Origin of the sequence: Burkholderia sp. AU4i, from assembly GCF_000466765.1 — a bacterium.
Classification (GTDB): Bacteria; Pseudomonadota; Gammaproteobacteria; order Burkholderiales; family Burkholderiaceae; genus Burkholderia; species Burkholderia cepacia.
Genome location: NZ_ASSI01000072.1, coordinates 1 through 24,006 on the forward strand (window position 1 = coordinate 1; position 24,006 = coordinate 24,006).

23 protein-coding genes and 1 pseudogene are annotated in these 24,006 nt (G+C 69.1%); 16 read left to right on the top strand and 8 right to left on the bottom strand.

Annotated elements, in window-relative coordinates; translation table 11 throughout:
- Together L810_RS17015 and L810_RS17020 are read left to right on the top strand one after the other, a co-directional pair.
- Nucleotides 1–1,121, top strand: a 1,121-nt coding sequence (locus tag L810_RS17015; protein WP_042975068.1) for an efflux transporter outer membrane subunit, incomplete at its 5' end; no start/stop codon positions are given.
- On the top strand, nucleotides 1,122–1,415 hold the full coding sequence (locus L810_RS17020) for a hypothetical protein (RefSeq protein WP_155836283.1): 294 nt from the start codon (nucleotides 1,122–1,124) through the stop codon (nucleotides 1,413–1,415).
- 82 nt (nucleotides 1,416–1,497) lie between these two features.
- On the opposite strand, the gene L810_RS17025 is transcribed toward L810_RS17020, so the two are convergent.
- Nucleotides 1,498–2,874, bottom strand: coding sequence for a nucleobase:cation symporter-2 family protein (locus L810_RS17025; protein ID WP_021159518.1), 1,377 nt, complete (start codon nucleotides 2,872–2,874; stop codon nucleotides 1,498–1,500).
- 438 nt (nucleotides 2,875–3,312) lie between these two features.
- On the opposite strand from L810_RS17025, the gene L810_RS17030 reads away from it, so the two are divergent.
- From L810_RS17030 to fghA, 3 genes are all read left to right on the top strand, one after another.
- Nucleotides 3,313–4,779 carry a xylulokinase gene (locus tag L810_RS17030; RefSeq protein ID WP_021159520.1) on the top strand — a complete coding sequence of 489 codons (1,467 nt, stop codon included), beginning with the start codon at nucleotides 3,313–3,315 and terminating at the stop codon, nucleotides 4,777–4,779.
- A gap of 275 nt (nucleotides 4,780–5,054) precedes the next feature.
- Complete coding sequence (locus L810_RS17040) at nucleotides 5,055–6,161, top strand: S-(hydroxymethyl)glutathione dehydrogenase/class III alcohol dehydrogenase (protein WP_006483756.1); 1,107 nt, start codon at nucleotides 5,055–5,057, stop codon at nucleotides 6,159–6,161.
- 16 nt (nucleotides 6,162–6,177) lie between these two features.
- Complete coding sequence (fghA, locus tag L810_RS17045) at nucleotides 6,178–7,026, top strand: S-formylglutathione hydrolase (protein ID WP_021159522.1); 849 nt, start codon at nucleotides 6,178–6,180, stop codon at nucleotides 7,024–7,026.
- A gap of 202 nt (nucleotides 7,027–7,228) precedes the next feature.
- Here the strand turns inward: fghA and L810_RS17050 are convergent, their stop codons facing one another.
- From L810_RS17050 to L810_RS17065, 4 genes are read right to left on the bottom strand one after another with little or no spacing between them, the layout of a single operon-like run.
- Nucleotides 7,229–8,011, bottom strand: a complete 783-nt coding sequence (locus L810_RS17050; RefSeq protein ID WP_021159523.1) for a metal ABC transporter permease — start codon at nucleotides 8,009–8,011, stop codon at nucleotides 7,229–7,231.
- The gene (locus tag L810_RS17055; RefSeq protein ID WP_021159524.1) at nucleotides 8,004–8,894 is read right to left on the bottom strand and encodes an ABC transporter ATP-binding protein; all 891 of its coding nucleotides are present in this window, start codon (nucleotides 8,892–8,894) and stop codon (nucleotides 8,004–8,006) included. The genes L810_RS17050 and L810_RS17055 overlap by 8 nt, the downstream gene beginning before the upstream one ends.
- A gap of 14 nt (nucleotides 8,895–8,908) precedes the next feature.
- A complete protein-coding gene (locus tag L810_RS17060; RefSeq protein WP_021159525.1) occupies nucleotides 8,909–9,832 on the bottom strand; it encodes a metal ABC transporter solute-binding protein, Zn/Mn family in 924 nt (307 codons plus the stop codon).
- Nucleotides 9,833–9,879: 47 nt separating this feature from the next.
- Nucleotides 9,880–10,341, bottom strand: coding sequence for a Fur family transcriptional regulator (locus L810_RS17065; RefSeq protein ID WP_011546084.1), 462 nt, complete (start codon nucleotides 10,339–10,341; stop codon nucleotides 9,880–9,882).
- A 328-nt stretch (nucleotides 10,342–10,669) separates the two neighbouring features.
- On the opposite strand from L810_RS17065, the gene L810_RS17070 reads away from it, so the two are divergent.
- The 8 genes from L810_RS17070 (at nucleotide 10,670) to L810_RS17105 (ending at nucleotide 18,996) form a co-directional block, all read left to right on the top strand.
- The gene (locus tag L810_RS17070; protein ID WP_021159526.1) at nucleotides 10,670–11,446 is read left to right on the top strand and encodes an L-iditol 2-dehydrogenase; all 777 of its coding nucleotides are present in this window, start codon (nucleotides 10,670–10,672) and stop codon (nucleotides 11,444–11,446) included.
- Between the two features lie 96 nt (nucleotides 11,447–11,542).
- Complete coding sequence (locus tag L810_RS17075) at nucleotides 11,543–12,499, top strand: sugar kinase (protein WP_021159527.1); 957 nt, start codon at nucleotides 11,543–11,545, stop codon at nucleotides 12,497–12,499.
- The gene (locus L810_RS17080; RefSeq protein ID WP_021159528.1) at nucleotides 12,487–13,848 is read left to right on the top strand and encodes a D-tagatose-bisphosphate aldolase, class II, non-catalytic subunit; all 1,362 of its coding nucleotides are present in this window, start codon (nucleotides 12,487–12,489) and stop codon (nucleotides 13,846–13,848) included. Before L810_RS17075 ends, L810_RS17080 begins: the two co-directional genes overlap by 13 nt.
- 47 nt (nucleotides 13,849–13,895) lie before the next feature.
- On the top strand, nucleotides 13,896–15,221 hold the full coding sequence (locus L810_RS17085) for an ABC transporter substrate-binding protein (RefSeq protein WP_021159529.1): 1,326 nt from the start codon (nucleotides 13,896–13,898) through the stop codon (nucleotides 15,219–15,221).
- 114 nt (nucleotides 15,222–15,335) lie between these two features.
- A complete protein-coding gene (locus L810_RS17090) occupies nucleotides 15,336–16,289 on the top strand; it encodes a carbohydrate ABC transporter permease (RefSeq protein ID WP_021159530.1) in 954 nt (317 codons plus the stop codon).
- Nucleotides 16,286–17,137 carry a carbohydrate ABC transporter permease gene (locus L810_RS17095; protein ID WP_021159531.1) on the top strand — a complete coding sequence of 284 codons (852 nt, stop codon included), beginning with the start codon at nucleotides 16,286–16,288 and terminating at the stop codon, nucleotides 17,135–17,137. The genes L810_RS17090 and L810_RS17095 overlap by 4 nt, the downstream gene beginning before the upstream one ends.
- Nucleotides 17,134–17,817 carry an HAD family hydrolase gene (locus L810_RS17100; protein WP_021159532.1) on the top strand — a complete coding sequence of 228 codons (684 nt, stop codon included), beginning with the start codon at nucleotides 17,134–17,136 and terminating at the stop codon, nucleotides 17,815–17,817. Before L810_RS17095 ends, L810_RS17100 begins: the two co-directional genes overlap by 4 nt.
- 69 nt (nucleotides 17,818–17,886) lie before the next feature.
- The gene (locus L810_RS17105) at nucleotides 17,887–18,996 is read left to right on the top strand and encodes an ABC transporter ATP-binding protein (protein WP_021159533.1); all 1,110 of its coding nucleotides are present in this window, start codon (nucleotides 17,887–17,889) and stop codon (nucleotides 18,994–18,996) included.
- A gap of 13 nt (nucleotides 18,997–19,009) precedes the next feature.
- Here the strand turns inward: L810_RS17105 and L810_RS17110 are convergent, their stop codons facing one another.
- Nucleotides 19,010–19,894 carry a LysR family transcriptional regulator gene (locus L810_RS17110; protein ID WP_021159534.1) on the bottom strand — a complete coding sequence of 295 codons (885 nt, stop codon included), beginning with the start codon at nucleotides 19,892–19,894 and terminating at the stop codon, nucleotides 19,010–19,012.
- Between the two features lie 114 nt (nucleotides 19,895–20,008).
- On the opposite strand from L810_RS17110, the gene L810_RS17115 reads away from it, so the two are divergent.
- Genes L810_RS17115 through L810_RS17125 form a run of 3 tightly spaced genes read left to right on the top strand, consistent with a single transcriptional unit; the run spans nucleotide 20,009 to nucleotide 22,632 of the window.
- Nucleotides 20,009–21,205: a serine hydrolase domain-containing protein gene (locus tag L810_RS17115; protein WP_042975071.1), complete on the top strand. Its 1,197-nt coding sequence runs from the start codon at nucleotides 20,009–20,011 to the stop codon at nucleotides 21,203–21,205.
- Nucleotides 21,202–22,413, top strand: coding sequence for an MFS transporter (locus tag L810_RS17120; RefSeq protein ID WP_021159536.1), 1,212 nt, complete (start codon nucleotides 21,202–21,204; stop codon nucleotides 22,411–22,413). Before L810_RS17115 ends, L810_RS17120 begins: the two co-directional genes overlap by 4 nt.
- Nucleotides 22,414–22,449: 36 nt before the next feature.
- The gene (locus tag L810_RS17125; RefSeq protein WP_279608822.1) at nucleotides 22,450–22,632 is read left to right on the top strand and encodes a helix-turn-helix domain-containing protein; all 183 of its coding nucleotides are present in this window, start codon (nucleotides 22,450–22,452) and stop codon (nucleotides 22,630–22,632) included.
- Between the two features lie 75 nt (nucleotides 22,633–22,707).
- Here the strand turns inward: L810_RS17125 and L810_RS17130 are convergent, their stop codons facing one another.
- Both L810_RS17130 and L810_RS17135 read right to left on the bottom strand, forming a co-directional pair.
- Entirely contained in the window at nucleotides 22,708–23,712 is a 1,005-nt protein-coding gene (locus L810_RS17130) for a sugar-binding transcriptional regulator (protein WP_179945673.1), read from the bottom strand.
- Nucleotides 23,713–23,777: 65 nt separating this feature from the next.
- A pseudogene (locus L810_RS17135) lies at nucleotides 23,778–24,006 on the bottom strand (xylulokinase); the annotation flags it as partial.

A 24,006-nucleotide genomic window follows, 5' to 3' on the forward strand; every position in this document is an offset into this window, starting at 1 on the left:
TCTCGCGTGCCTACAACGTCGGTTTGTCCGCGTCGTGGGAGCTCGACCTGTTCGGCCGCGTGCAGAGCCTGAAGGACCAGGCGCTCGCGCAGTACCTGTCGACGTCGTATGCACGGCAGGCGCAGGAAATCTCGCTTGTGTCTTCGGTGGCTGACCAGTACCTGACGCTGTTGTCGACCGATGACCTGTTGCAGGTCACGGAGAACACGCTGAAGTCCGCTCAGGCGCAGTACGACCTGACCAAGCTGCGGTTCGACAACGGCACGGGCTCCGAGCTCGAGTTGCGTCAGGCGCAGACGGTGGTCGAGCAGGCGCTGTCGAACCAGCAGCAGCAGGCGCGTGCACGCGCTCAGGCACTGAACATGCTGGTGCAACTGATCGGCGAGCCGCTGCCGGACGATCTGCCGGCAGGCATGCCGCTCGACGCGCAGAACCTGCTGACGGACGTGCCGGCCGGGTTGCCGTCGGACCTGCTCACGCGTCGTCCGGACGTGATGCAGGCCGAACAGACGCTGCTGGCCGCGAACGCAAACATCGGCGCGGCACGCGCGGCGTTCTTCCCGCGCATCTCGCTGACGGGCGCGTTCGGCACCGGCAGCCCGACGCTGGGCGGCCTGTTCAAGGCCGGCACGGCGGCGTGGTCGTTCGCGCCGCAGATCACGATGCCGATCTTCGAAGGCGGGCAGAACATCGCGAACCTGAACCTCGCGAACGTGCAGAAGCGCATCGAGATCGCGAACTACGAGAAGGCGATCCAGTCGGCATTCCGCGAAGTGGCGGATGGTCTGGCCGCACGCGGCACGTACGACCAGCAGATCGCGGCGCTCGAGCGCAACGAGCACGCGCAGCAGCGACGTTTCGACCTGTCGGACCTGCGTTACAAGAACGGTGTCGACAGCTACCTGTCGGTGCTGACCGCGCAGACGGATCTGTACTCGGCACAGCAGACGCTGATCAACGCACGTCTGGCGCGCTGGACGAATCTGGTCGACCTGTACCGCGCACTGGGCGGCGGGTGGATCCAGCGAGCCGGCGAGACGCCGCGCGCGCCGGATGCGCCGGTCGATTACGACAAGGCGGCCGCTCCGGCGCCTGCGTCGGCAGCGGCGACGAACGGGTAAGTGAAAGGCGGGGCAGGAGCGGGCAACCGCTTCTGCCTGCCGAACCGGCGAGATGCAAAAGCGAAAACGCCACGGATGAAAATCCGTGGCGTTTTCTTTTTTGCGGCCGAATCGTGCGAGACCACGACGATCGGCGTGACGATGACTGCATCGGATGCCGCTGATGCCGATCACGGCAGACACGCGTCCAGGCGCGATCAACCGATCAACCAGGCAGCCTGCACCGCACCGCACCGCATCGCATCGCACCGCACCGCAGGCGGCCACCCCGAGCGCGCGAGGCACCCCGCGTAGCCCGGCCCCGCCAAGCAAAAACGCCACGGCATGCCGTGGCGTTTTCCGTTACCGCTTCGCGCCGTCGTCCGGCTCGTCGTGATCAGTGATGCACGTCGGCCGGGCGGCCGTCGAAGTCGTGTCCGGCGCGGCGGATCTCGCAGCGCGCATCCTTCTCGCCTTTCACGCCGTTGAACACGATGTTCAGGATCACGGCCGATGCCGACGCCAGCAGGATGCCGCTGTGCAGGATCGGGGCGAGCGCGGGCGGCAGCTTCGAGAAGAAGTGCGGCGACACGACCGGCACGAGGCCCATGCCGACGCTCACGGCGACGATGAACAGGTTGTGCGAGTTGTTCACGAAGTCGACCTTCGACAGCACCTTGATGCCGTTCGCGGCCACCATCCCGAACATCACGATGCCCGCACCGCCGAGCACGAACGGCGGCACCGATGCGACCACCTGCGCCATCTTCGGGAACAGGCCGAGCAGCACGAGAATCACGCCGCCCGTCGCACACACGAACCGGCTCTTCACGCCCGTCACGCCGATCAGGCCGACGTTCTGCGAGAACGACGTATGCGGAAACGAGTTGAAGATGCCGCCGATCAGCGTGCCGAGGCCGTCGACGCGCAGGCCGCGCACGAGGCGCTCCTGGTTGACCGGACGATCGACCATGTCGCCGACCGCGAGGAACATGCCGGTCGATTCGATGAACGTGACGAACATCACCGTGACCATCGTCACGATCGACAGCGGGTCGAAGTGCGGCATGCCGAAGTGGAACGGCATCACGATGCCGACCCACGGTGCGTGCGCGACGCCGTCGGTATTCACGCGGCCGATCGCGAACGCGATCGCGAAGCCGGCGACGATGCCGAGCAGCACCGAGATGTTCGCGATGAAGCCGCGGCCGAACTTGTTGATCAGCAGGATCAGCGTCAGCACGAGCAGCGACAGGCCGAGATAGACGGGGCTGCCGTACTCGGGGTTGCCGACGCCGCCGGCCGCCCAGTTGATGCCGACTTCCATCAGCGACAGCCCGATCACCGCGATCACGGTGCCGACCACCACGGGCGGGAAGAACCGCAACAGCTTGCCGATCATCGGCGCGAGCACGATGCCGATGATGCCGGCCGCGATCGTCGAGCCGAAGATGTCGAGAATGCCGAGGCCGGGGTTCGTGCCGATCGCGATCATCGGGCCGACTGCCGCGAACGTGCAGCCCATGATGACGGGCAGGCGAATCCCGAAGATCCACAGGCCCAGCGTCTGGATCAGCGTGGCGATGCCGCACGAAAACAGATCGGCGCTGATCAGGAACGCGATCTGGTCTTTCGGCAGCTTGAGTGCGGCGCCAACGATAAGCGGCACGGCAACAGCGCCGGCGTACATGACGAGGACGTGTTGCAGGCCAAGCGTTACCAGCTTGCCGGTCGGCAGCACCTCATCGCACGGATGGACCGTGTTCGATTGCATCTGTCTCACTCCATGATCTTGTTTTCGGGGTGATACGAAGTTATGCGGAATGAATCCACGCAACAAGAGCACTGGGTACTATTCCGCTCTTTGCTGGTTCGATATGCCATTTCGGCATGAAACAGGGTGTCGATCATCGGGAAACTGCCGCAGGAGTGAGGGTTCCCGGTTTTATAGCCCTTCAAAATAGCGCTGGCCCCCATGTCAAATATCGGCCGCTTTATGGTGTGTATCGGGCGGGGCGCATAGCGGCAAAAAGTGCCTGGGGAAAATCGTGCCGGGTTAACCCGCGAGCGGACGCTTTCGCTGCCAACGTGCAGCCGGGTGTAACCCGGCAGGCCATGGCGATTTCGGCCGCCGCGGCGGCGGCAAAAGACGGGCCGCGCATCGCGATCCCGTTATCATCGACATCCGTTCATTCGAATTCGTCCTCACGTCATGCGCCTGCTCGGAATCGACCTCGGCACCGGCTCCGTCAAACTCGTCACGCTCGATGCCGACGGCGTCGAGCGTGCGGTCGCGAGCGAACCCTATGCGCTGTCGTCGCCGCAGCCCGGCTGGGCAGAGATCGCGCCCGACACGTGGTGGCAGGCGCTGGTGCGCGCGGCCGCGCGGTTGCCGGCCGGCGAGCGTGCGCAGGTGGCGGCGATCGGGTTCTCGGGGCAGATGCACGGCGTCGTGCTGATCGACGCGGCCGGGCAGCCGGTGCGGCCCGCGCTGCTGTGGCCCGACACGCGGGCGGTGCGCGAAGCGGATGAGGCCGGCTGGCCCGTTGCCGGCTGGCCCGTCGCCGGAGTGCCCGTCGCCCCGAACCCCGTCGCGCCGGGGATGGCCGGCCCGCTGTTGCGCTGGCTGGCCGCTCACGAACCCGATGCACTGCGCGCCGCGCGCTGGGCCGTGCAGCCGAAGGACTGGTTGCGCATCGCGCTGGGCGGCGACGTGGCGGCCGATCCGAGCGACGCGTGCGCGACCGCGCTCGCGACGCCCGACGGCGCATGGGATCTCGCATTGATCGACGCACTCGGCCTGCCGGCCGACCGGTTCGCATCGGTGCAGCCGTCGACCGCGCGCTGCGGCACGCTCGGCGCACCGGCGGCGACGGCACTCGGGCTGCCCGCCGGCGTGCCGCTGGCGACGGGCGCGGCCGACACCGCATGCGCGGCCCTCGGCAGCGGGCTCGCCGCCGCCGGCGATGCGCTGCTGACGACGGGCAGCGGCGGCCAGATCGTCGTGCTCGCGGATGTGCTGCCGCCCGCGCGACGCGGGCTGCATCGCTATCGCGCGGCGGCCGGCGGCGGTTATTACACGATGGCCGCGATGCAGAACGTCGGGCTCGCGCTCGAAGCCGTGCGGGGCTGGCTCGGCTACGCGCAGTGGGCCGATGCGTACGACGATGCGTTCGCGCAGGCTGCGTCGGAACGCCTGTGCTTCCTGCCTTACCTGACGGGGGAACGTTCGCCGTGGATGAACCCCGACGCGCGCGGCGGCTGGCTCGGCCTCGGGCTCGGCGACACGCGCGGCGCGATGATGCGCGCCGCGTTCGAAGGCGTCGCGTTCGCGTTGCGCGCCGGGCTCGATGCGATCCGCGACACCGACCGCGGCGACCCGGTGACGACGCTGCGTCTCGCGGGCGGCGGCTCGGTCGATCCGCGCTGGCGCCAGCTGCTTGCCGACTCGCTGGGCGCGTCGCTTCACGCGATCGACTGCCCGAACGCCGCGACGCGCGGCGCCGCGCTGCTGGCGGGAGTCGCGATCGGGCACTGGCGGGAAGACGCGCTGCACGCGCTGGCGCCGGCCGCGTCGCCGGTTGCCGAGCCGCGCGACGATCGCTCGCTGGCCGCGCGCCACGCGCGCTTCATCGACCTGTACGCCCGGACGGATGCATGGTTCACGACGGGCGCTTAAAATCGGGCACTTGTTCTTTTGCGTCAGCGATGACGCATCGTGGCAAGCCGGCGGCCGTTTCCCGCACGCGATGCGCGGCGGAACCGGCCATCATGGCGAGCACGAGATTCTTTCGCCGTGCCGCGCGCGACGCCGCGCGGCACGGTTTCGACAGCTTTGCATGGAACCCGGTGCGAAGCATTGGGCCGGCGTCGGTGCTGGCGCACTCACGCCGGTCGACATGAGCGCCGACGCGCGAACCCGGGCCGACCTCACACACAGACAGGAGTCACACGATGAAGACGAAAGCCGCGATTGCATGGAAGGCGGGCGCACCGCTGACGATCGAGGAAGTCGATCTCGAAGGGCCGCGCGCAGGCGAAGTGCTGATCGAGGTGAAGGCGACGGGCATCTGCCACACCGACTACTACACGCTGTCGGGCGCCGATCCGGAAGGGATCTTCCCGGCGATCCTCGGCCATGAAGGCGCGGGCGTCGTGGTCGACGTCGGCCCCGGCGTCGGCACCGTGAGGAAGGGCGACCACGTGATTCCGCTCTACACGCCCGAATGCCGCGAGTGCAAGTTCTGCCTGTCGCGCAAGACCAACCTGTGCCAGAAGATCCGCGCGACGCAGGGCAAGGGCCTGATGCCCGACGCGACGTCGCGCTTCTCGCTCGACGGCAAGCCGCTGTTCCACTACATGGGGACGTCGACGTTCTCGAACTACATCGTCGTGCCGGAAATCGCGGTCGCGAAGGTGCGCGAGGACGCGCCGTTCGACAAGATCTGCTACATCGGCTGCGGCGTGACGACGGGCGTCGGCGCGGTCGTGTACTCGGCGAAGGTCGAGGCCGGCGCGAACGTCGTCGTGTTCGGCCTCGGCGGGATCGGCCTGAACGTGATCCAGGGCGCGAAGATGGTCGGCGCGGACAAGATCATCGGCGTCGACATCAACCCGAAGCGCGTCGAGCTCGCGAAGAAGTTCGGGATGACGCACTTCATCAACCCGAACGAGGTCGAGAACGTGGTCGACCACATCGTGCAGCTGACCGACGGCGGCGCGGATTACTCGTTCGAATGCGTCGGCAACGTGAAGCTGATGCGCCAGGCGCTCGAGTGCACGCACAAGGGCTGGGGCCAGTCGTTCATCATCGGCGTGGCGGCAGCGGGCGAGGAAATCAGCACGCGTCCGTTCCAGCTGGTGACGGGCCGCGAGTGGAAGGGCTCGGCGTTCGGCGGCGCGCGCGGCCGCACCGACGTGCCGAAGATCGTCGACTGGTACATGGAAGGCAAGATCAACATCGACGACCTGATCACGCATACGCTGCCGCTCGAGCGGATCAACGAAGGCTTCGACCTGATGAAGGCCGGCGAGTCGATCCGTTCGGTCGTGCTGTACTGACCGGGAGCGCACCGCGATGCTCGAACTCGTTTCCTCGCATGCGTGCCACGGCGGCGAGCAGCGTTTCTACCGTCACGATTCGGCGGCCATCGGCCTGCCGATGAAATTCTCGGTGTACCTGCCGCCGCAGGCCGCGCACGGCCGCGTGCCGGCGCTGTTCTATCTCGCGGGGCTCACGTGCACCGACGAGACGTTCGCGATCAAGGCCGGCGCGCAGCAATACGCGGCGCAGCACGGCATCGCGCTCGTGATGCCGGACACGAGCCCGCGCGGCGCGGGCGTGCCGGGCGAGACCGACGCGTGGGACTTCGGCGTCGGCGCGGGCTTCTATGTCGACGCGACCGAAGCGCCGTGGTCCGCGCATTACCGGATGGAGTCGTACGTGACGGGCGAGCTGCGCGAACTCGTCACGGCCGAACTGCCGATCGACGGCGCGCGGCTCGGGATCTTCGGTCACTCGATGGGCGGGCACGGCGCGCTGACGCTTGCGCTGCGTCATCCCGGGCTGTACCGGTCGGTATCGGCGTTCGCGCCGATCGCCGCGCCGACACGCTGCCCGTGGGGCGAGAAGGCGTTCTCGGGCTACCTCGGCGCCGATCGCGACGCCTGGAAGGCACACGACGCGAGCGAACTCGTCGCGCGCGCCGATGCGCCGAAGTTCGCGGACGGCATCCTCGTCGATCAGGGCCTCGCGGATCAGTTCCTCGCGAACCAGCTCAACCCCGACGTGTTCGAGGCCGCGTGCGCGAAGGCCGGCCAGCCGCTGACGCTGCGCCGCCATCCGGGCTACGACCACGGGTACTACTTCATCTCGACGTTCATCGCCGATCACATCGCGCATCACGCGCGCGTGCTCGCGCGATGAGCGGGAAGGGGCGCACATAACGCACACGGCGCGCCGCGCGATCGCGGGCGCATAAAAAACGCCGGCGTTGCCCTCGGGCACGCCGGCGTTTTTTATTTTCGTCGGGCGGCGATCCGTCGGGCGGCGATCCGTCGGGCGGCGATCCGTCGGGCGGCGATCCGTCGGGCGGCGATCCGCCAGGCGTCGTCCCGCCTCGCGTCGATCAGTGGCGCCGCAACAGGCTTGCGCCGTACACGAGCGCCGACAGCGCGGTGATCCAGAAACTCGTCGGCCAGTCGGTGTGATACGCGAGCAAGATGCCGAGCCATGCCTCGAACAACGCAAACAGCGCGGCGAGCAGCACGCCGGTCGACAGCCGCGTCGTCACGTTCTGCGCGGCGGCAGCCGGCCCGACCAGCAGCGTGAACACCAGCAGCACGCCGACGATCTGCGTGGCCGCGGCCACGGCGAGCGCGCACACCGCGAGGAACAGCATCGACACCGTGCGCAGCGACACGCCCTTGGCTTCGGCCAGTTCGGGCTGCAGCGACGCGAACAGCAGCGGCCGCGCGATCAGCGCGAGCGCGAGCAGGCTCACGGCGCCGATGCCGGCGAGCACCGCGAGCGTGTCGTGGCTCACCGCGAGCACGTTGCCGAACAGCAGCGCGGTGACCTGCGTCGCGAACGACGTGTAGAAATGCAGGAACAGCAGGCCGAAACCCAGCGCACCCGACAGGATCACGCCGATCGCGACGTCGCGGCCCGCGAGCTTTTCGCCGAGCGCGCCCATCCCGATCCCGGCCGCGAGCGTGAAACCGACCATCCCCCAGATCGGCGAGATGCCGAGCAGCACCGCGCCCGTCGCGCCGGTGAAGCCGACGTGCGACAGCGCATGGCCGGCGAAGGTCTGCCCGCGCAGCACCAGGAAGTAGCCGACGATGCCCGCGAGCACCGCGACGATCCCCGACGCCGCGAAGGCGTTGATCATGAAGTCGTATTCAAACATCGTGCGAGTGCCCGGGATGAGCGTGTCCGTGGTGGTGATGGCCGTGGCCGCCGCCACCGCCGTGCGAGTGGCCGTCGTCGTCCTCGTGTTCGTGGTCGTGCTTCTCGATCTCGACGTCGCCCGACATCACGAAGATCTTGCCGTTCACGCGCATCACGTCGATCGGCGATCCGTAGAGCCGCGACAGCACGGGCTTCGTGATCACCTCGTCGACGGTGCCGAGCGCCGCGACGCCGTTGCCGAGATACAGCACACGGTCGAGCGCGTTCAGCAACGGATTCAGTTCGTGCGCGGAGAACAGCACGGTGATGCCGAGCTCGCGCTGCACGTTGCGCACGAGCTCGACGACGCCGCGCTGGTGGTTCGGGTCGAGGCTGATCAGCGGCTCGTCGAGCAGCAGCAGCTTCGGGCTGCCGAGCAGGCATTGCGCGAGCAGCAGGCGCTGCCGCTCGCCGCCGGACAGTTCCGACAGCGGCCGGCGGGCAAGCGCCGGGCCGCCGACGAGATCGAGCACGCGGTCGACGTCGCGGCGCGTCGCCGCGTTCGTGTGCGGCAGCCCCCAGCGGTGGCCGTCGGCGGCCATCGCGACGAAGTCGTAGCCGCGCATCCGGCGGTTCGCGAGGCCGCTGCGAATCTGCGGCATGTAGCCGATCGACGGGTTGCCGCGTACGACCGGCACGCCGCCGACGGACAGCGTGCCGGCCGACACGGGCACGAGGCCGAGCACCGCGCGCATCAGCGTCGTCTTGCCCGCGCCGTTCGGCCCGAGTACGCCGACGAATTCGCCGGGTTCGATCGCGAAGCTGACGTCGCGCAGGATCGTGCGTCCGCCCAGTTCGAGCGTGACGCGATCGACGGCGAGTGCGTGGGGAGTGGCGGTCATGGCGTTACGGTCGTTTATTTCTTGCCGGCGGCAAGCGCGGCCGAGAGCGCGTCGAGCTGGCCGGCCATCCATTGCTGGAAAGTCTTGCCGGCCGGCTGCGTCTCGGTGACGCTGACGGTCGGTACGCCGCCGTCGCGTGCGATCTTCAGCATGCGCTTGGTCATCGGTTCTTCGGCCTGGCTGTTGTAGATCAGCGCGCGTACCTGCTTCTTGCGCAGGTCGTTCTCGAACGCGGCGACGTCCTGCGCGCTGGCTTCGGTGTCGTTCATCGTCGCGAGCTGGAAGCGCTGGTTGCGCATGTCGAGGCCGATCGCGTCGGACAGGTAGCCGAACACCGGCTCGGTGGCCGTCACCGGCACGCCCTTGTACTGCGCGCGCAGCGCGGCGACCTTGTCGTCGACGGGCTTCAGCGACGCGACGAACTTCTGCAGGTTCGCATCGTATTCGGCCTTGTTCGCGGGATCGGCGCGGCCGAGTTCGGCCGCGATCGCGCGTGCGGCGGCCGGCATCGTCGCCGGGTCGTACCACAGGTGCGGATTGTCGCCGGCCTTCTTGCCGACCAGGTCGGCGACGACGATCGTCGCGCGCTTCGCCTGCTTCGACGCGCCGAGCAGCTTGCTCATCCACGGATCGTAGTTGGCGCCGTTGTAGATCACGACCTGCGCGTGCTGGAGCGCGCGGGCCGTCTTCGGGCTCGCTTCGAACAGGTGCGGATCCTGGTCGGGATTGCTGAGGATGCTCGTCACCGCGACATGGCTGCCGCCGATCTGCGACGCGACGTCGCCGTAGAAGTTCTCGGCGGCGACGACGTTGACGGTCGCGGCCTGCGCGAACGCGGGCGCCACGAGCGACAGCGCGGCGGCCGTGGAGACGGCGGCGGCGAGCCAGCGGGCAGGCGTCAGGGCGCGCCGCGGCGCGCGCTTCAGGGCAATGGGCATGGAACTCCTCGTTGGAAGGGGGCGGCGCGTGTGCCGCCCGATACGCGTCAGCGTTGCGCGGGCTTGCGCTTGCAGTGTCCGCACAGGCCGCTCAGCTCGACGACCTGATGGTGGACTTCGAAACCGTGCGCGGGCTCGCTCGCGGACAACTGCTTCGCGAGGTCGCCGCCGGGAATCTCGACGGTGTCGCCGCACGAATCGCAGATCAGGAACTGGCCTTCGTGCGGGACGCCGATCTCGCAGCACGCGAAGAACGCGTTCTTCGATTCGATCCGGTGGATGAAGCCGTGCTCGACGAGGAAATCCAGCGCGCGGTAGACGGTCGTGGGCGGCACGCGGCCGCGCTGCGGCTCGAGCTCGGCGAGCAGGTCGTACGCGCCGATCGGGCGCTGCGCGGCGAGCACGCGTTCGTAGACCTGGCGGCGCAGCGGCGTCCACGCGAGCCCGTGCTCGGCGGCGAATGCGTCGGCCCGGGACAGCCGGGCGTCAATGGACGATGAGGTAGCCATGGCGTGAAGCTGGGCGTGAAACAAAGTATGGCGATGATATAACGTATCGCCGCGCCGTGCAGCGCGAATTCCCCTTTTCGTTCTCGCTCCGTCTCCTTCATCGCCGATGCGACCGCGCCGCACCGCGCGCGCCGCGCCTTGCCGGGCGCGCGTGGCGGGCCGCCGCGGTGCGCCGTCGTGCCGCAGCGCATCATAGAAAGCCGTCGTGTTGCCTTGACAGCGCGAATCGCGTATCCGATCATTCGATCAACAACAGAGCAATTGATCGGTTGGCGAGCGTTAGTTCATATCGCGGCCGTCGTAACGCAGAACGAACCGGAGACAGCCAGTGAGACTGGAAGACAAGGTTGCGATCCTGACGGGCGCCGCAAGCGGCATCGGCGAGGCGGTCGCGCAACGCTATCTGGACGAGGGCGCGCGCTGCGTACTCGTCGACCTGAAGCCTGCCAGCGGCTCGCTCGCGCGGCTCATCGAGGGGAACCCCGGCCGCGCGGTGGCCGTCACCGCGGACGTCACGCGCCGCGACGACATCGAGCGGATCGTCGCCACGGCGGTCGAGCGCTTCGGTGGCATCGACATCCTGTTCAACAACGCGGCGCTGTTCGACATGCGCCCGATCCTCGACGAATCGTGGGACGTGTTCGACCGGCTGTTCGCGGTCAACGTGAAAGGGCTGTTCTTCCTGATGCAGGCCGTCGCGCAGCGGATGGTCGAGCAGGGGCGCGGCGGCAAGATCGTCAACATGTCGTCGCAGGCCGGGCGCCGCGGCGAGGCGCTCGTTTCGCACTACTGCGCGACCAAGGCCGCGGTGATCAGCTACACGCAGTCGGCCGCGCTCGCGCTCGCGCCGCACCGGATCAACGTGAACGGTATCGCGCCCGGCGTCGTCGACACGCCGATGTGGGAGCAGGTCGATGCGCTGTTCGCGCGCTACGAGAACCGGCCGCTCGGCGAGAAGAAGCGGCTCGTGGGCGAAGCCGTGCCGCTCGGCCGCATGGGCGTGCCGGGCGACCTGACGGGCGCCGCGCTGTTCCTCGCGTCGTCCGACGCCGATTACGTCACCGCCCAGACGCTGAACGTCGACGGCGGCAACTGGATGAGCTGACTTGACGCCGCTCGCACGCGTCACCTGCCGGCCGGCCTGCGACAGGGCGGCCGCGCCGCTCACCGCGGCCGCCGTCGAACGAGGAGGGCACGCCTGATGGCAGAGATCGTCGTCGCCGGTGAACTGCTGGCCGAATTCGTCGCCGCCGAGCGCGGCCAGGGTTTCGATTCGCCGGGCCTGTTCGCCGGGCCGTTCCCGAGCGGCGCACCGGCGATCTTCGCCGACCAGGCCGCACGGCTCGGCGCGCGCGTCGCGTATGCGGGCTGCGTCGGCCGCGATGCGTTCGGCGATGCGATCGTCGCGCGGCTCGAGCGCGACGGTGTCGACGTCGCGCGCATCCGCCGCGTCGCGCGTCCGACCGGCACCGCGTTCGTCGCGTATCGCGACGACGGCTCGCGCAGCTTCGTCTACAGTCTGTCCACCAGTGCGGCCGCGTGCGTCGAGGCGTCCGATGTCGATACCGCGATGTTCGACGGCTGCCGCTATTTCCACGTGATGGGCTCGTCGCTGACGAGCGAATCGGCGATCGCGGCCGTGCAGCGCGGCGTGATCGAGGCCGCACGCGCCGGCGCGAAGGTGTCGTTCGATCCGAACGTGCGTCCCGAGATGCTGAGTTTTCGACCGATGCGCGCGGCGCTCGAGACGATGCTCGCCGCGTGCCACCTGTTCATGCCGAGCGAGGCCGATTTGCCGTTCTTCTGCGGGCCGCAGCCGGCCGAGCGTGCGATCGCGGGCCTGCTCGCGACCCATCCGCTGCTCGAGCGTGTCGTGCTGAAACGCGGCGCGCACGGCAGCGTTGCATTCGACCGCGCCAACCGCGTCGAAGCACCGGCCTTTCAGGTCGACGAAATCGACCCGACCGGCGCCGGCGACTGCTTCGGCGGCACGCTCGTGGCGAGCTTCGTCGCGGGCGTGCCGATCGATGCCGCATTGCGCCGCGCGAACGCGGCCGGCGCGATCGCGGTTACGCGGCGCGGCCCGATGGAAGGCAACAGCGGCGCGGCCGAGATCGACCGCTTCCTGACCGAACGAGGTATCGCATGTCCGGCTTGACGACCTTCGCCGAACGCCCGCGCACCGCCCATGCGGACGCAGTGCTGCGGATGATCTTCGATGCGAACCGCGCGGACGCGCAGCGCGGCATCTATTCGATCTGCAGTGCGCACCGGCTCGTGCTGGAGGCTGCGTGCGAAGCGGCGCGCGCGGATGGCTCGCCGCTCCTGATCGAGGCGACCTGCAACCAGGTGAACCATCTCGGCGGCTACACGGGCATGACGCCCGCCGATTTCCGCCGCGACGTCGACGCGATCGCCCGTCGTTGCGGGCTGGCGCCGTCGGCGCTCGTGCTCGGCGGCGACCATCTTGGGCCGAACCCGTGGCGGCACCGCCGCGCGGCCGATGCGATGCGCGAGGCGGGCGCGATGGTCGCCGCCTATGTGGAAGCCGGCTTCGAAAAGATCCATCTCGATGCGAGCATGGCGTGCGCGGACGATCCGGTGCGGCTCGACGATCGCACGATCGCCGCGCGCGCGGCCGAACTGTGCCGCGTGGCGGAAGACGCAGCGGCGCGCACCGGCATCGCGCCCGTCTACGTGATCGGCACCGAGGTGCCGACACCGGGCGGTGAAGTCAGCGGCAACAACGGCCACGGCGGCGATGCGGCGATCGCGCAGATCGCGGTCACGCGCAGCGACAGCATCGCGGCGACGCTCGATGCGCACCGCGCCGCGTTCGCGGCGGCCGGGCTCGACGACGCGTGGGCACGCGTCGTCGCGATCGTCGCGCAGCCGGGCGTCGACTTCGACGATCGCCACGTGCTCGACTACGACAGCGCGAAGGCCGCGGCGCTCGGCGCGAGTATCCTGCAGACACCGCGCCTCGTGTTCGAGGCGCATTCGACCGATTACCAGACCGAGGGTGCCCTCGCCGCGCTCGTGCGGGACCACTTCGCGGTGCTGAAGGTCGGCCCCGCACTGACGTTCGCGCTGCGCGAGGCGTTGTTCGCGCTGACCTTCATCGAGGACGCGCTGACCGGCGACGCCGGGCAGCGCTCGCGGTTGCGCGACGTGGTCGACGCCGCGATGCGCGCGCAGCCCGAGCACTGGGCGCCGTACTACCGCGGCGACGAAACCGAGCAGCGGCTCGCGCGCCAGTTCAGCTACAGCGACCGGATTCGCTACTACTGGCTGCAGCCGGCCGTCGCGGCCGCGGTCGAGCAACTGTTCGACAACCTCGCGCGGCAGCCGGTGCCGGAGACGCTCGTCGCGCAGTGGCTGCCGGATGTCTACGCGGCGTGCCGCACGGGCGGGCTCGCGAAGGAGCCGCGCGCGTGGGTGCGCCACCGGATACGCGACGTGATCGCGCACTATGCGCGCGCGTGCGGAATGCAGCGGCCGACGTGACGGGCCGCGAAGGAAACGCAGACCCTAACAAACACAGGAGACATGCCATGCAACGAAAGATGCTCGACGCCGCCGCACGCTGCTTCGCCGGAGCCGCGCTCGCGACGGCGGCCTGCGCCGCGTCCGCCGGCACGCTGACGATCGCGACGCTGAACAATCCCGACATGATCGAGCTGAAGAAGCTGTCGCCGGCGTTCGAGAAGGCGAACCCGGACATCAAGCTGAACTGGGTGATCCTCGAGGAAAACGTGCTGCGCCAGCGCGCGACGACCGACATCACGACCGGCAGCGGCCAGTTCGACGTGATGGCGATCGGCACCTACGAGACGCCGCAGTGGGGCAAGCGCGGCTGGCTCGCGCCGATCACGGGCCTGCCTGCCGACTACGACCTGAACGACATCGTGAAGACCGCGCGCGACAGCCTGTCGTACAACGGCCAGCTGTACGCGCTGCCGTTCTACGTCGAAAGCTCGATGACGTTCTACCGCAAGGACCTGTTCGCGGCGAAGGGGCTGAAGATGCCCGACCAGCCGACCTACGACCAGATCGCCGAATTCGCGGACAAGCTCACCGACAAGGCGAAGGGGACCTACGGGATCTGCCTGCGCGGCAAGGCCGGGTGGGGCGAGAACATGGCGTACGTGTCGACGGTCGTGAACACGTTCGGCGGGCGCTGGTTCGACGAGAACTGGAATGCGCAGCTGACGTCGCCCGAATGGAAGAAGGCGATCACGTTCTACGTGAACCTGCTGAAGAAGGACGGCCCGCCGGGAGCGAGCTCGAACGGCTTCAACGAGAACCTGACGCTCACCGCATCGGGCAAGTGCGCGATGTGGATCGACGCGACGGTCGCGGCCGGGATGCTCTACAACAAGCAGCAGTCGCAGGTGGCCGACAGGATCGGCTTCGCGGCCGCGCCGGTCGCCGCCACGCCGAAGGGCTCGCACTGGCTGTGGGCGTGGGCGCTGGCGGTGCCGAAGACGTCGAAGCAGCAGGACGCCGCGCGCAAGTTCATCGCATGGGCGACGTCGAAGCAGTACATCGAGATGGTCGGCAAGGACGAAGGCTGGGCGTCGGTGCCGCCGGGCACGCGCACGTCGACGTATCAGCGCCCCGAGTACAAGGCCGCCGCGCCGTTCTCGGACTTCGTGCTGAAGGCGATCGAGACGGCCGACCCGAACGATCCGTCGCTGAAGAAGGTGCCGTACACGGGCGTGCAGTACGTCGGGATTCCTGAATTCCAGTCGTTCGGCACGGTGGTCGGCCAGTCGATCGCCGGTGCGGTCGCGGGCCAGATGACGGTCGACCAGGCGCTCGCCGCCGGTCAGGCCGCCGCGGACCGCGCGGTGCGGCAGGCCGGCTACAAGAAGTAACGCGCCGGCAGTCACGCGGCCCGCGGGGTGCGCCGTTGCGCATGCCGCGGGCCGGCGAAGCCGAAAGGCGGGCGGGCCGTTCGCGCCCGCGCATCAACCGGAGGAACGCCGATCATGCGTCATTTACGTCTTCCCCTGAGCCATGCTCATGCGCCGTCGGTCGGCGACGCGTCGTCGCCGCCCGGCGCGCCGCGCCGCGCGCGCGGCGGCGCGAGCTGGCTCGTCTCGCCTTCCGTCGCGGTGCTGCTGCTGTGGATGTCAATCCCGCTCGCGATGACGATCTGGTATTCGTTCTCGCGCTACAACCTGCTGAATCCGGACGTGAAAGGTTTCGCCGGGCTCGACAACTACCGCTTCCTCGCGACCGATCCGTCGTTCCTGCCCGCGATCTGGCACACGCTCGTGCTGATCGGCGCGGTGCTCGCGATCACGGTGGTCGGCGGCGTGCTGATGGCCGTGCTGTTCGACCGCAAGTTCTACGGGCAGGGCGTCGCGCGCCTGTTCGCGATCGCGCCGTTCTTCGTGATGCCGACGGTGTCCGCGCTGATCTGGAAGAACATGATCCTGCACCCGGTGTACGGGCTCGTCGCGAACGCGATGCGTGCGCTCGGGATGACGCCGATCGACTGGTTCGCCGACTACCCGCTCACCGCGGTGATCATCATCGTCGCGTGGCAGTGGCTGCCGTTCGCGTTCCTGATCCTGTTCACCGCGATCCAGTCGCTCGACCAGGAGCAGAAGGAAGCCGCGCGCATCGACGGCGCGGGCCCGATCGCGATGTTCTTCTACATCACGCTGCCGCACCTGAAGCGCGCGATCGCCGTGGTCGTGATGATGGAGACGATCTTCCTGCTGTCGATCTTCGCGGAGATCTACACGACGACCGGCGGCGGCCCCGGCGACGCGACGACCAACCTGTCGTACCTGATCTACGCGCTCGGCCTGCAGCAGTTCGACGTCGGCCTCGCGTCCGCGGGCGGGATCATCGCCGTCGTGGTCGCGAACGTCGTGTCGTTCTTCCTGGTGCGGATGCTCGCGCGCAACCTGAAGGGGGAGTACGAGAAATGAGCGACCTGACCTTCGAAGGCCGGCGCGTGCCGGCCGTGTTCGACCTCGTGCGGCGTGCGCTGCCCGGCACGCTCGCGTGGCTGATCGCGCTCCTGCTGTTCTTCCCGATCTTCTGGATGGCGATCACCGCGTTCAAGACCGAGCAGCAGGCGTATGCGTCGACGCTGTTCTTCGTGCCGACGCTCGACAGCTTCCGCGAGGTATTCGCGCGCAGCAACTACTTTTCGTTCGCGTGGAATTCGGTGCTGATCTCGGCCGGCGTCACGGTGATCTCGCTGCTGTTCGCGGTGCCGGCCGCGTACGCGATGGCGTTCTTCCCGAACCACCGCACGCAGAAGGTGCTGTTGTGGATGCTGTCGACGAAGATGATGCCGTCGGTCGGCGTGCTCGTGCCGATCTACCTGCTGTGGAAAAACGCGGGGCTGCTCGATACCGTGTCGGGCCTCGTGATCGTCTACACGCTGATCAACCTGCCGATCGCGGTGTGGATGACCTTCACGTACTTCAACGAGATCCCGAAGGACATCCTCGAAGCCGGGCGCATCGACGGCGCGTCGACGTGGCAGGAGATCGTCTACCTGCTGATGCCGATGGCGCTGCCGGGGCTCGCGTCCACCGCGCTGCTGCTCGTGATCCTGTCGTGGAACGAAGCGTTCTGGAGCATCAACCTGTCGAGCTCGAACGCCGCGCCGCTCACCGTGTTCATCGCGTCGTACTCGAGCCCCGAAGGGCTGTTCTGGGCGAAGCTGTCCGCCGCGTCGCTGCTGGCGGTCGCGCCGATCCTGATCGTCGGCTGGCTGTCGCAGAAGCAGCTCGTGCGCGGGCTCACGTTCGGAGCCGTCAAATGACCGCGAACGTCCTGATCTGCGATTGCGACGGTGTACTGATCGACAGCGAGGCCGTGGCGGCCGACGTGATCGTGCGCGAGCTCGACGCGCGCTGGCCGGGCGTCGATGCGCGGCCCGCCGTGATGCCGTTGCTCGGGCTGCGCATCGAGCGCGTGCTGGCCGGCGCGGGCGACGCCGTCGGGCGCACGCTGTCGGCCGGCGATGTCGACGCGATCCGCCGCGCGGTCGAGGCGGCGGCCGTCAACGCACCGATGGTCGACGGCATCGATGCGGCGCTGGACGCGATTCAGTTGACGACGGCCTGCGCGAGCAACAGCTACCGCGCGTACGTCGAGGCAGCACTGGCGCGCACGGGCCTCGCGCGCTTCTTCGGCGACCGGCTGTTCTGCGCGGATGCCGTCGCACGGCCGAAGCCCGCGCCGGACGTGTATCTCGCGGCCGCGCATACGCTCGGCGTCGTGCCTGCCCAGTGCCTCGTGGTCGAGGACAGCGCGACCGGCATCACCGCGGCCGCCGCGGCCGGCATGACCGTGCTCGGCTTCGTCGGCGGCGGGCATGCGTCGGCCGCGCAGATCGACGCGCTGCGCGGGATCGGCGCGCGCCACGTATTCGACGACATGCACGAACTGCCCGGCTACGTCGCGCGCTGGCAGGCGACCGGCGCGGTGCTGCCGAACTAGCAACCACGGACGATTGCGCGCCGCGTTCGACGCGGCGCGTCTCGCATCACGAACGAACGGAGACAGATCATGGCAAGCGTGCTCCTGCGCAACATCGCGAAGCGCTACGACGAAACCGAAGTGCTGCGCAACGTGAACCTCGACATCGCCGACGGCGAATTCGTCGTGTTCGTCGGCCCGAGCGGCTGCGGAAAATCCACGCTGATGCGGATGATCGCGGGCCTCGAGGACATCTCGAGCGGCGACCTGCTGATCGACGGCGCGAAGGTCAACGACGTGCCGAGCGCGAAGCGCGGCATCGCGATGGTGTTCCAGTCGTATGCGCTGTACCCGCACATGACGCTGTACGACAACATGGCGTTCGGCCTGAAGCTCGCGGGCGCGAAGAAGCCCGAGATCGACCAGGCGGTCAAGAACGCCGCGAAGATCCTGCACATCGACCATCTGCTCGACCGCAAGCCGAAGCAGCTGTCGGGCGGCCAGCGGCAGCGTGTCGCGATCGGCCGCGCGATCACGCGCAAGCCGAAGGTGTTCCTGTTCGACGAACCGCTGTCGAACCTCGACGCGGCGCTGCGCGTGAAGATGCGGCTGGAGTTCGCGCGGCTGCACGACGAGCTGAAGACGACGATGATCTACGTGACGCACGACCAGGTCGAGGCGATGACGCTTGCGGACAAGATCGTCGTGCTGTCGGGCGGCGCGGTGCAGCAGGTCGGCACGCCGAACGAGCTTTACCACGCGCCGGCGAACCAGTTCGTCGCGGGCTTCATCGGTTCGCCGAAGATGAACTTCCTGACGGGCACCGTCGATTCGGTCGATGCCGGCGGCGTGCTCGTGCGCTTCGACAGCGGCGAGACGCAGCGTGTCGCGGTCGAGGCGGCGGGGCTGCAGCGCGGCGCGGCGGTGACGGTCGGCGTGCGGCCCGAGCACCTGAAGGTCGAAGCGGCGGCCACCGGCGTGGCCGTGCGGACGATGGCCGTGGAATCGCTCGGCGACGCCGCATACCTGTATGCGGAGTCGGCCGTCGCGCCGGACGGGCTGATCGCGCGGATTCCGCCGCTCGACACCTACCGCACCGGCGAGGCGCTCCACGTGCACGCGCAGGCCGAGCACTGCCACCTGTTCGACGAACACGGCCAGGCGTTCCGCCGGCTGAGCGTGCACGCGAAGGCCGCATGACGGCCGGCCGCGGTCACAGCGGCAGGTGCGCGGCCATGTAATCGACGAACGCACGCAGCTTAGGCGTCGGGTGGCGGCCCGACGGCCACAGCACGTAGACCGGCGTGCAGCTCGCGACGTGTTCGTCGAGCACCGCGCGCAGCGTGCCGTCCGCGAGCGCCTCGCGCACGAAGAAGATGGGCAGGCACGCGATGCCGAGCCCGCGCAGCGCGAAGCACAGGCGCGCTTCCGCACTGTTGCTGACCATCGCGACCGGCACTTCGGGCGGCGTGCCCGCGCGCGGCACGCGCAGCGGCCAGGTCTCGAGCTTGCCGCTGGTCGGGAAACGGTAGTGCAGGCAGCGGTGCTGCGCGAGATCGGCCGGCGTGCGCGGCGTGCCGTGCCGGTCGAGATAACCGGGGGACGCGACGAGGTGCTGGCGGAAGTGGCCGAGCAGCCGCGACGACAGCCGGGAATCCGAGGGCTGGCCGGTGCGCAGCACCGCGTCGAACCCTTCGTCGACGACGTCGACGAGCCGGTCGCTGAAATCGATGTCGAGCTCGATCTCCGGATACGCGGCCATGAAATCGGCGAGCACCGGCAGCAGCAGCGTGCCGATCGTCGGCAGGCTCACGCGCAAGCGCCCGCGTGGCGCTTCGGCACTGTGCGTCAGTTCCTGCTCGGCCGCGTCGAGCTCGGCGATCACGCGCCGGCACCGTTCGAGAAAGCGCGTGCCTTCGGCGGTCAACGTGATGCTGCGCGTGCTGCGGTGAAAGAGCCGCACCTTCAGCCGCGCCTCGAGCCGCGCGATGCGTTTGCCGATCGCCGAAGCCGATAGCCCGAGCGCACGTCCGGCCGCGACGAAACTGCGCGTTTCCGCGACCTGAACGAACACGACGAAGCCGCCGAGGTTTTCCATGCGAGTTCCCGATTGCGGACGCCAGTGTCCGGATTGTCCGGAACTCTACCCCGGTTTTTCTTCTTGCGTCGGCTCCCTACGATGAGCGCTCGTTCATTGTCGAGAGGTCACGTCATGTCATCCCTGCCTGTCACCGCCTTGCGCGTGGAACCGGACGCCGCGCTGCGCCACCGGCTCGACGACGCGCTGGATCGCGCGCTTGCCGACGCGAGCATGGTCGGCGCGGTCGTGCTGGTCGCGCAGCACGGCGAGCTGCGTTATGCGCGTGCCGTCGGCCTCGCCGATCGGGAAGCCGGCACGCCGATGCGGGACGATGCGCTGTTCCGCCTGTCGTCGGTCACGAAGCCGGTCGTGGCGGCCGCCGCGATGCGGCTGGTCGCGGCGGGGCGCATCGCGCTCGACGAACCGGTCGCCCGCGCGTTGCCCGGATTCCGCCCGACGTTGACCGACGGCATGCCTGCCGTCATCACGTTGCGTCATCTGCTGTCGCATACGGCCGGCCTCGGCTACCGTTTCCTCGAAGCGGACGGCGACGGCCCGTATGCGCGCGCCGGCGTGTCCGACGGAATGGACCGCTCGGGTCTCTCGCTCGCCGAGAACCTGCGGCGCATCGCCAGCGTGCCGCTGCAGTTTGCGCCGGGTACGTCGTGGGGCTATTCGCTGTCGATGGACGTGGTCGGCGCGCTGATCGAGGCAGTCGACGGGCGGCCGCTCGCCGACGCGGTCGCCGCGCTCGTCACGAAACCGCTCGGGATGACCGACACCGCGTTCGTCGCGCACGACGCCGCACGCGTCACGACGCCTTATGTGAGCACGCCGGGCGCCCCGCGCCGGATGGCGGACGTCGATCTCGTGCCGGTGTTCGACGGCACGATCGGCATCCGCTTCGAGCCGGCGCGCGTGTTCGATGCCGATGCGTGGCCGTCGGGCGGCGCGGGGATGGTCGGTACCGCGCGCGATTGCGTGACGCTGCTCGACGCGCTGCGCACGGGCCGCGACGGCTGGCTCGAACCCGCATGGGTCGACGAGATGGCGCGCGTCCAGCCGGGTGCGCGCGAACTGCGGGATGCGCCGGGTTTCGGCTTCGGGCTCGGGTTCTCGGTGCTGCGCGATCCAGTGGCCGCGCGGTCGCCGGAGTCGGTCGGCACCTGGCGCGGGGGCGGCGCGTACGGGCACACGTGGTTCGTCGACCGCGCCGCGGGGCTGACGGCCGTCGCGCTGACCAACACGCTGTACGAGGGCCTCGACGGGCGGATCGTGACCGCGGTGCGCGATGCGGTCTACGGCGTCGATACCGGGAGCGCGGCATGAGCGACTGCACGACGATCGATGACGAGCTGGCCGTTCAGCCGGTGCAGGCCCGCGCGCGCCTGCCGGTTGCGGACCTGCTGGCGCTCGCGACGGCCGCGTTCATCACGATTCTCACCGAAGCGTTGCCGGCTGGCCTGCTGCCGCTGATGAGCGCCGACCTGCGCGTGCCCGAGGCACTGATCGGCCAGCTCGTGACCGTATATGCGCTCGGCTCGATCGTCGCGGCGATTCCGCTCGTCGCCGCGACGCGCGCGATGCGCCGGCGCACGCTGCTGCTCGCGGCGCTGGCCGGCTTCGTCGTGTCGAATGCACTGACGGCCGTGTCGCCGTACTACGCGCTGACGCTCGCCGCGCGCTTCGTCGCGGGGATGGCGGCCGGGCTGCTGTGGGCGCTGCTTGCCGGCTACGCGAGCCGGATGGTCGATGCCCCGTTGCGCGGCCGGGCGATCGCGGTCGCGATGCTCGGCGCGCCGGTCGCGATGTCGATCGGTATTCCGGCCGGCACCGCACTCGGCGCGGCGCTCGGGTGGCGCGTCGCGTTCACGGGTATCACGCTCGCGGCGCTCGTGCTGATCGGCTGGATCCGTTGGCGTGTGCCCGATTATCCGGGGCAGCAGGCCGGCGCGCGCGAGCCGGTGCTCGGCGTGATGACGCTGCCCGGCGTGCGGCCGGTGCTGACCGTGATGTTCGCGTACGTGCTGGCGCACAACATGCTGTACACGTACGTCGCGCCGTTTCTCGCGGGCGTGCGGATGGGCGCGCAGGTCGATGCGGTGCTGCTCGTGTTCGGTATCGCGTCGCTGGTCGGCATCGCGCTGACGGGCGCGTGGATCGGCGCCGCGCAGCGGCGGCTGACGCTCGCCAGCATCGCGTTGTTCGCCATCGCGGCGGCGATGCTCGGCGCCGGTTCCGGCATGGCGATCGTCTATGCGGGCGTCGCGCTGTGGGGGCTCGCGTTCGGCGGTGCGCCGACGCTGTTCCAGACGGCCACCGCGAACGCCGCGGGAGAGGCGGCGGACGTCGCGCAATCGATGCTCGTGACGGTGTGGAACCTCGCGATCGCGGGTGGCGGTATCGCGGGCGGGATGCTGCTCGGCGCAACCGGGGCGGGCGCGATTCCGTGGGTGCTCGTCGCGCTGCTGGCGGCCGCGTGGGTCGGCGCATGGCGTGCTCGCCGGCATGCGTTTCCGGCGCCGCGCGCCGCGTGAGTTGGCAGTGTGCAGGTACGGGCGCGATCGCTGACGGTGCGCGAGAAGGAGGTGCTGAAATGGACTGCGGCAGGCAAGACCCATGCCGATATCGGACTGATTCCGTCCATCCATGACAGGACTGCGAAGTTTTATCCGATGAACGTGATGCGCAAGCTTCGTGCGGCCAACCAGGCGGAGGCCGTCATGAAGGTCACGATGCCCGGGTGTCTGCAGTGATGCGCGGTTTGTCCGGACGCGTCGGCGATCCGGTGTGCGGCGACCGCATGCGGTGACGGGAAGCCGGCACGCCGGCTACGCGTCCAGCGCCGCCCTCGCGCACGTCTCGTCGGTGACGAGCCCCGACATCCAGCCGCCGCGCAATGCGGCGATCACCGCATCGCGTTTCTTCGGGCCGCCCGCGAATGCGATCGTCGGGCGCTTCAGCGGCGTGGCGAGCGACACGCTCGTCACGCGCGTGCCGGTCGACACATCGATCAGCTTGCCTTGCGCGTCGATCGGCACGCCGAGCAGTTCGGCCACCGCGCCGCGCGCGGTCATCTCGTCGCGCTCCTGTTCGGTGATGAAGCCGTCTTCGTAGAGCGGGCAGTGCGGGCCGATGTTGCCGATCCCGACGAACGCGACGTCGGCCTGGCCCGACAGCGCCTCGACGATCCGGTACAGCCGGTGATTGCACCACTGCGCGCGCTCGGCGGCGCTGTCGGCGAACAGCGGCGCGGGCAGCAGGAAGTGCTTGCTGCCGGTTTTCTCGGAGATGTACTGCGCGACGTCGTAGCGGTTCGACGAACCGTCGGCCGCGATCGCGCCGACCATCGACACGAGGCGATGCTGCGGGCGGTCGATCTGCGCGATCTGTGCGACCGCGGCCTTCAGCGTCCGGCCGCTGCTGACCGCGATCACCATCGGCCGCGTTTCGTTCAGGTAACGCTCCATCACCTGCGCGCCGGCGACGGCCAGCTTGCGGTCGATCGCGTCGGGCGCATCGGCATCGACGGGCACGACTTCGCACATCGCGAGGCCGTAGCGCTTCGACAGCTGCGCGCCGAGATCGAGACAGTCGGCGAGCTGGTGGTCGACGCGCACGCGGATCAGGTTCTTCTCGACCGCGAACGCGACGAGGCGCTGCGCGACCGGGCGCGACACCTGCAGCTTTTCCGCGATCTCGTTCTGCGTGTCGCCCGCGACGTAGTAGAGCCACGCGGCACGCGTGGCGAGATCGAGTTTTTCTGAGGACTTGGACACGATAGCGATTCGGTTCGGAGCTGGGGGGCCGCCCGCGGGCCGGCCGGCGGGCCGCATGACGGCATCCACTGTACCGCATGTCGCGCATGCGGCCGACGGCCGGCACGCGCGACGGGCGGCGCTTACGCGAGCCGTGCGCGCGACGGTTCGTACAGCGGCCGCACGTGGCGGTACAGCGAGCGAAACGCATCGAGGCGTTCGCGCAGCAGCGCATGGCGGGCGGCATCCGGCGTGTATTCGGCCCGCACCGGCGGCTTGGCCAGCACCGCATGCGGATCGCCGCCGACAGCCAGCCAGCCGAGCCGCGCCGCGCCGAGCGCCGCGCCCGTTTCGCCGCCGCCGTGCTGGCGC

Bases quoted from the DNA above. Each gene is read 5' to 3' on its own strand.
- L810_RS17080 (WP_021159528.1), top strand. From the start codon at position 12,487: ATGTCCGGCTTGACGACCTTCGCCGAACGCCCGCGCACCGCCCATGCG.
- L810_RS17120 (WP_021159536.1), top strand. From the start codon at position 21,202: ATGAGCGACTGCACGACGATCGATGACGAGCTGGCCGTTCAGCCGGTG.
- L810_RS17130 (WP_179945673.1), bottom strand. From the start codon at position 23,712: ATGCGGCCCGCCGGCCGGCCCGCGGGCGGCCCCCCAGCTCCGAACCGA.
- fghA (WP_021159522.1), top strand. From the start codon at position 6,178: ATGCTCGAACTCGTTTCCTCGCATGCGTGCCACGGCGGCGAGCAGCGT.
- L810_RS17105 (WP_021159533.1), top strand. From the start codon at position 17,887: ATGGCAAGCGTGCTCCTGCGCAACATCGCGAAGCGCTACGACGAAACC.
- L810_RS17055 (WP_021159524.1), bottom strand. From the start codon at position 8,894: ATGACCGCCACTCCCCACGCACTCGCCGTCGATCGCGTCACGCTCGAA.
- L810_RS17075 (WP_021159527.1), top strand. From the start codon at position 11,543: ATGGCAGAGATCGTCGTCGCCGGTGAACTGCTGGCCGAATTCGTCGCC.
- L810_RS17050 (WP_021159523.1), bottom strand. From the start codon at position 8,011: ATGTTTGAATACGACTTCATGATCAACGCCTTCGCGGCGTCGGGGATC.
- L810_RS17100 (WP_021159532.1), top strand. From the start codon at position 17,134: ATGACCGCGAACGTCCTGATCTGCGATTGCGACGGTGTACTGATCGAC.
- L810_RS17110 (WP_021159534.1), bottom strand. From the start codon at position 19,894: ATGGAAAACCTCGGCGGCTTCGTCGTGTTCGTTCAGGTCGCGGAAACG.
- L810_RS17040 (WP_006483756.1), top strand. From the start codon at position 5,055: ATGAAGACGAAAGCCGCGATTGCATGGAAGGCGGGCGCACCGCTGACG.
- L810_RS17095 (WP_021159531.1), top strand. From the start codon at position 16,286: ATGAGCGACCTGACCTTCGAAGGCCGGCGCGTGCCGGCCGTGTTCGAC.
- L810_RS17115 (WP_042975071.1), top strand. From the start codon at position 20,009: ATGTCATCCCTGCCTGTCACCGCCTTGCGCGTGGAACCGGACGCCGCG.
- L810_RS17030 (WP_021159520.1), top strand. From the start codon at position 3,313: ATGCGCCTGCTCGGAATCGACCTCGGCACCGGCTCCGTCAAACTCGTC.
- L810_RS17090 (WP_021159530.1), top strand. From the start codon at position 15,336: ATGCGTCATTTACGTCTTCCCCTGAGCCATGCTCATGCGCCGTCGGTC.
- L810_RS17085 (WP_021159529.1), top strand. From the start codon at position 13,896: ATGCAACGAAAGATGCTCGACGCCGCCGCACGCTGCTTCGCCGGAGCC.
- L810_RS17060 (WP_021159525.1), bottom strand. From the start codon at position 9,832: ATGCCCATTGCCCTGAAGCGCGCGCCGCGGCGCGCCCTGACGCCTGCC.
- L810_RS17025 (WP_021159518.1), bottom strand. From the start codon at position 2,874: ATGCAATCGAACACGGTCCATCCGTGCGATGAGGTGCTGCCGACCGGC.
- L810_RS17065 (WP_011546084.1), bottom strand. From the start codon at position 10,341: ATGGCTACCTCATCGTCCATTGACGCCCGGCTGTCCCGGGCCGACGCA.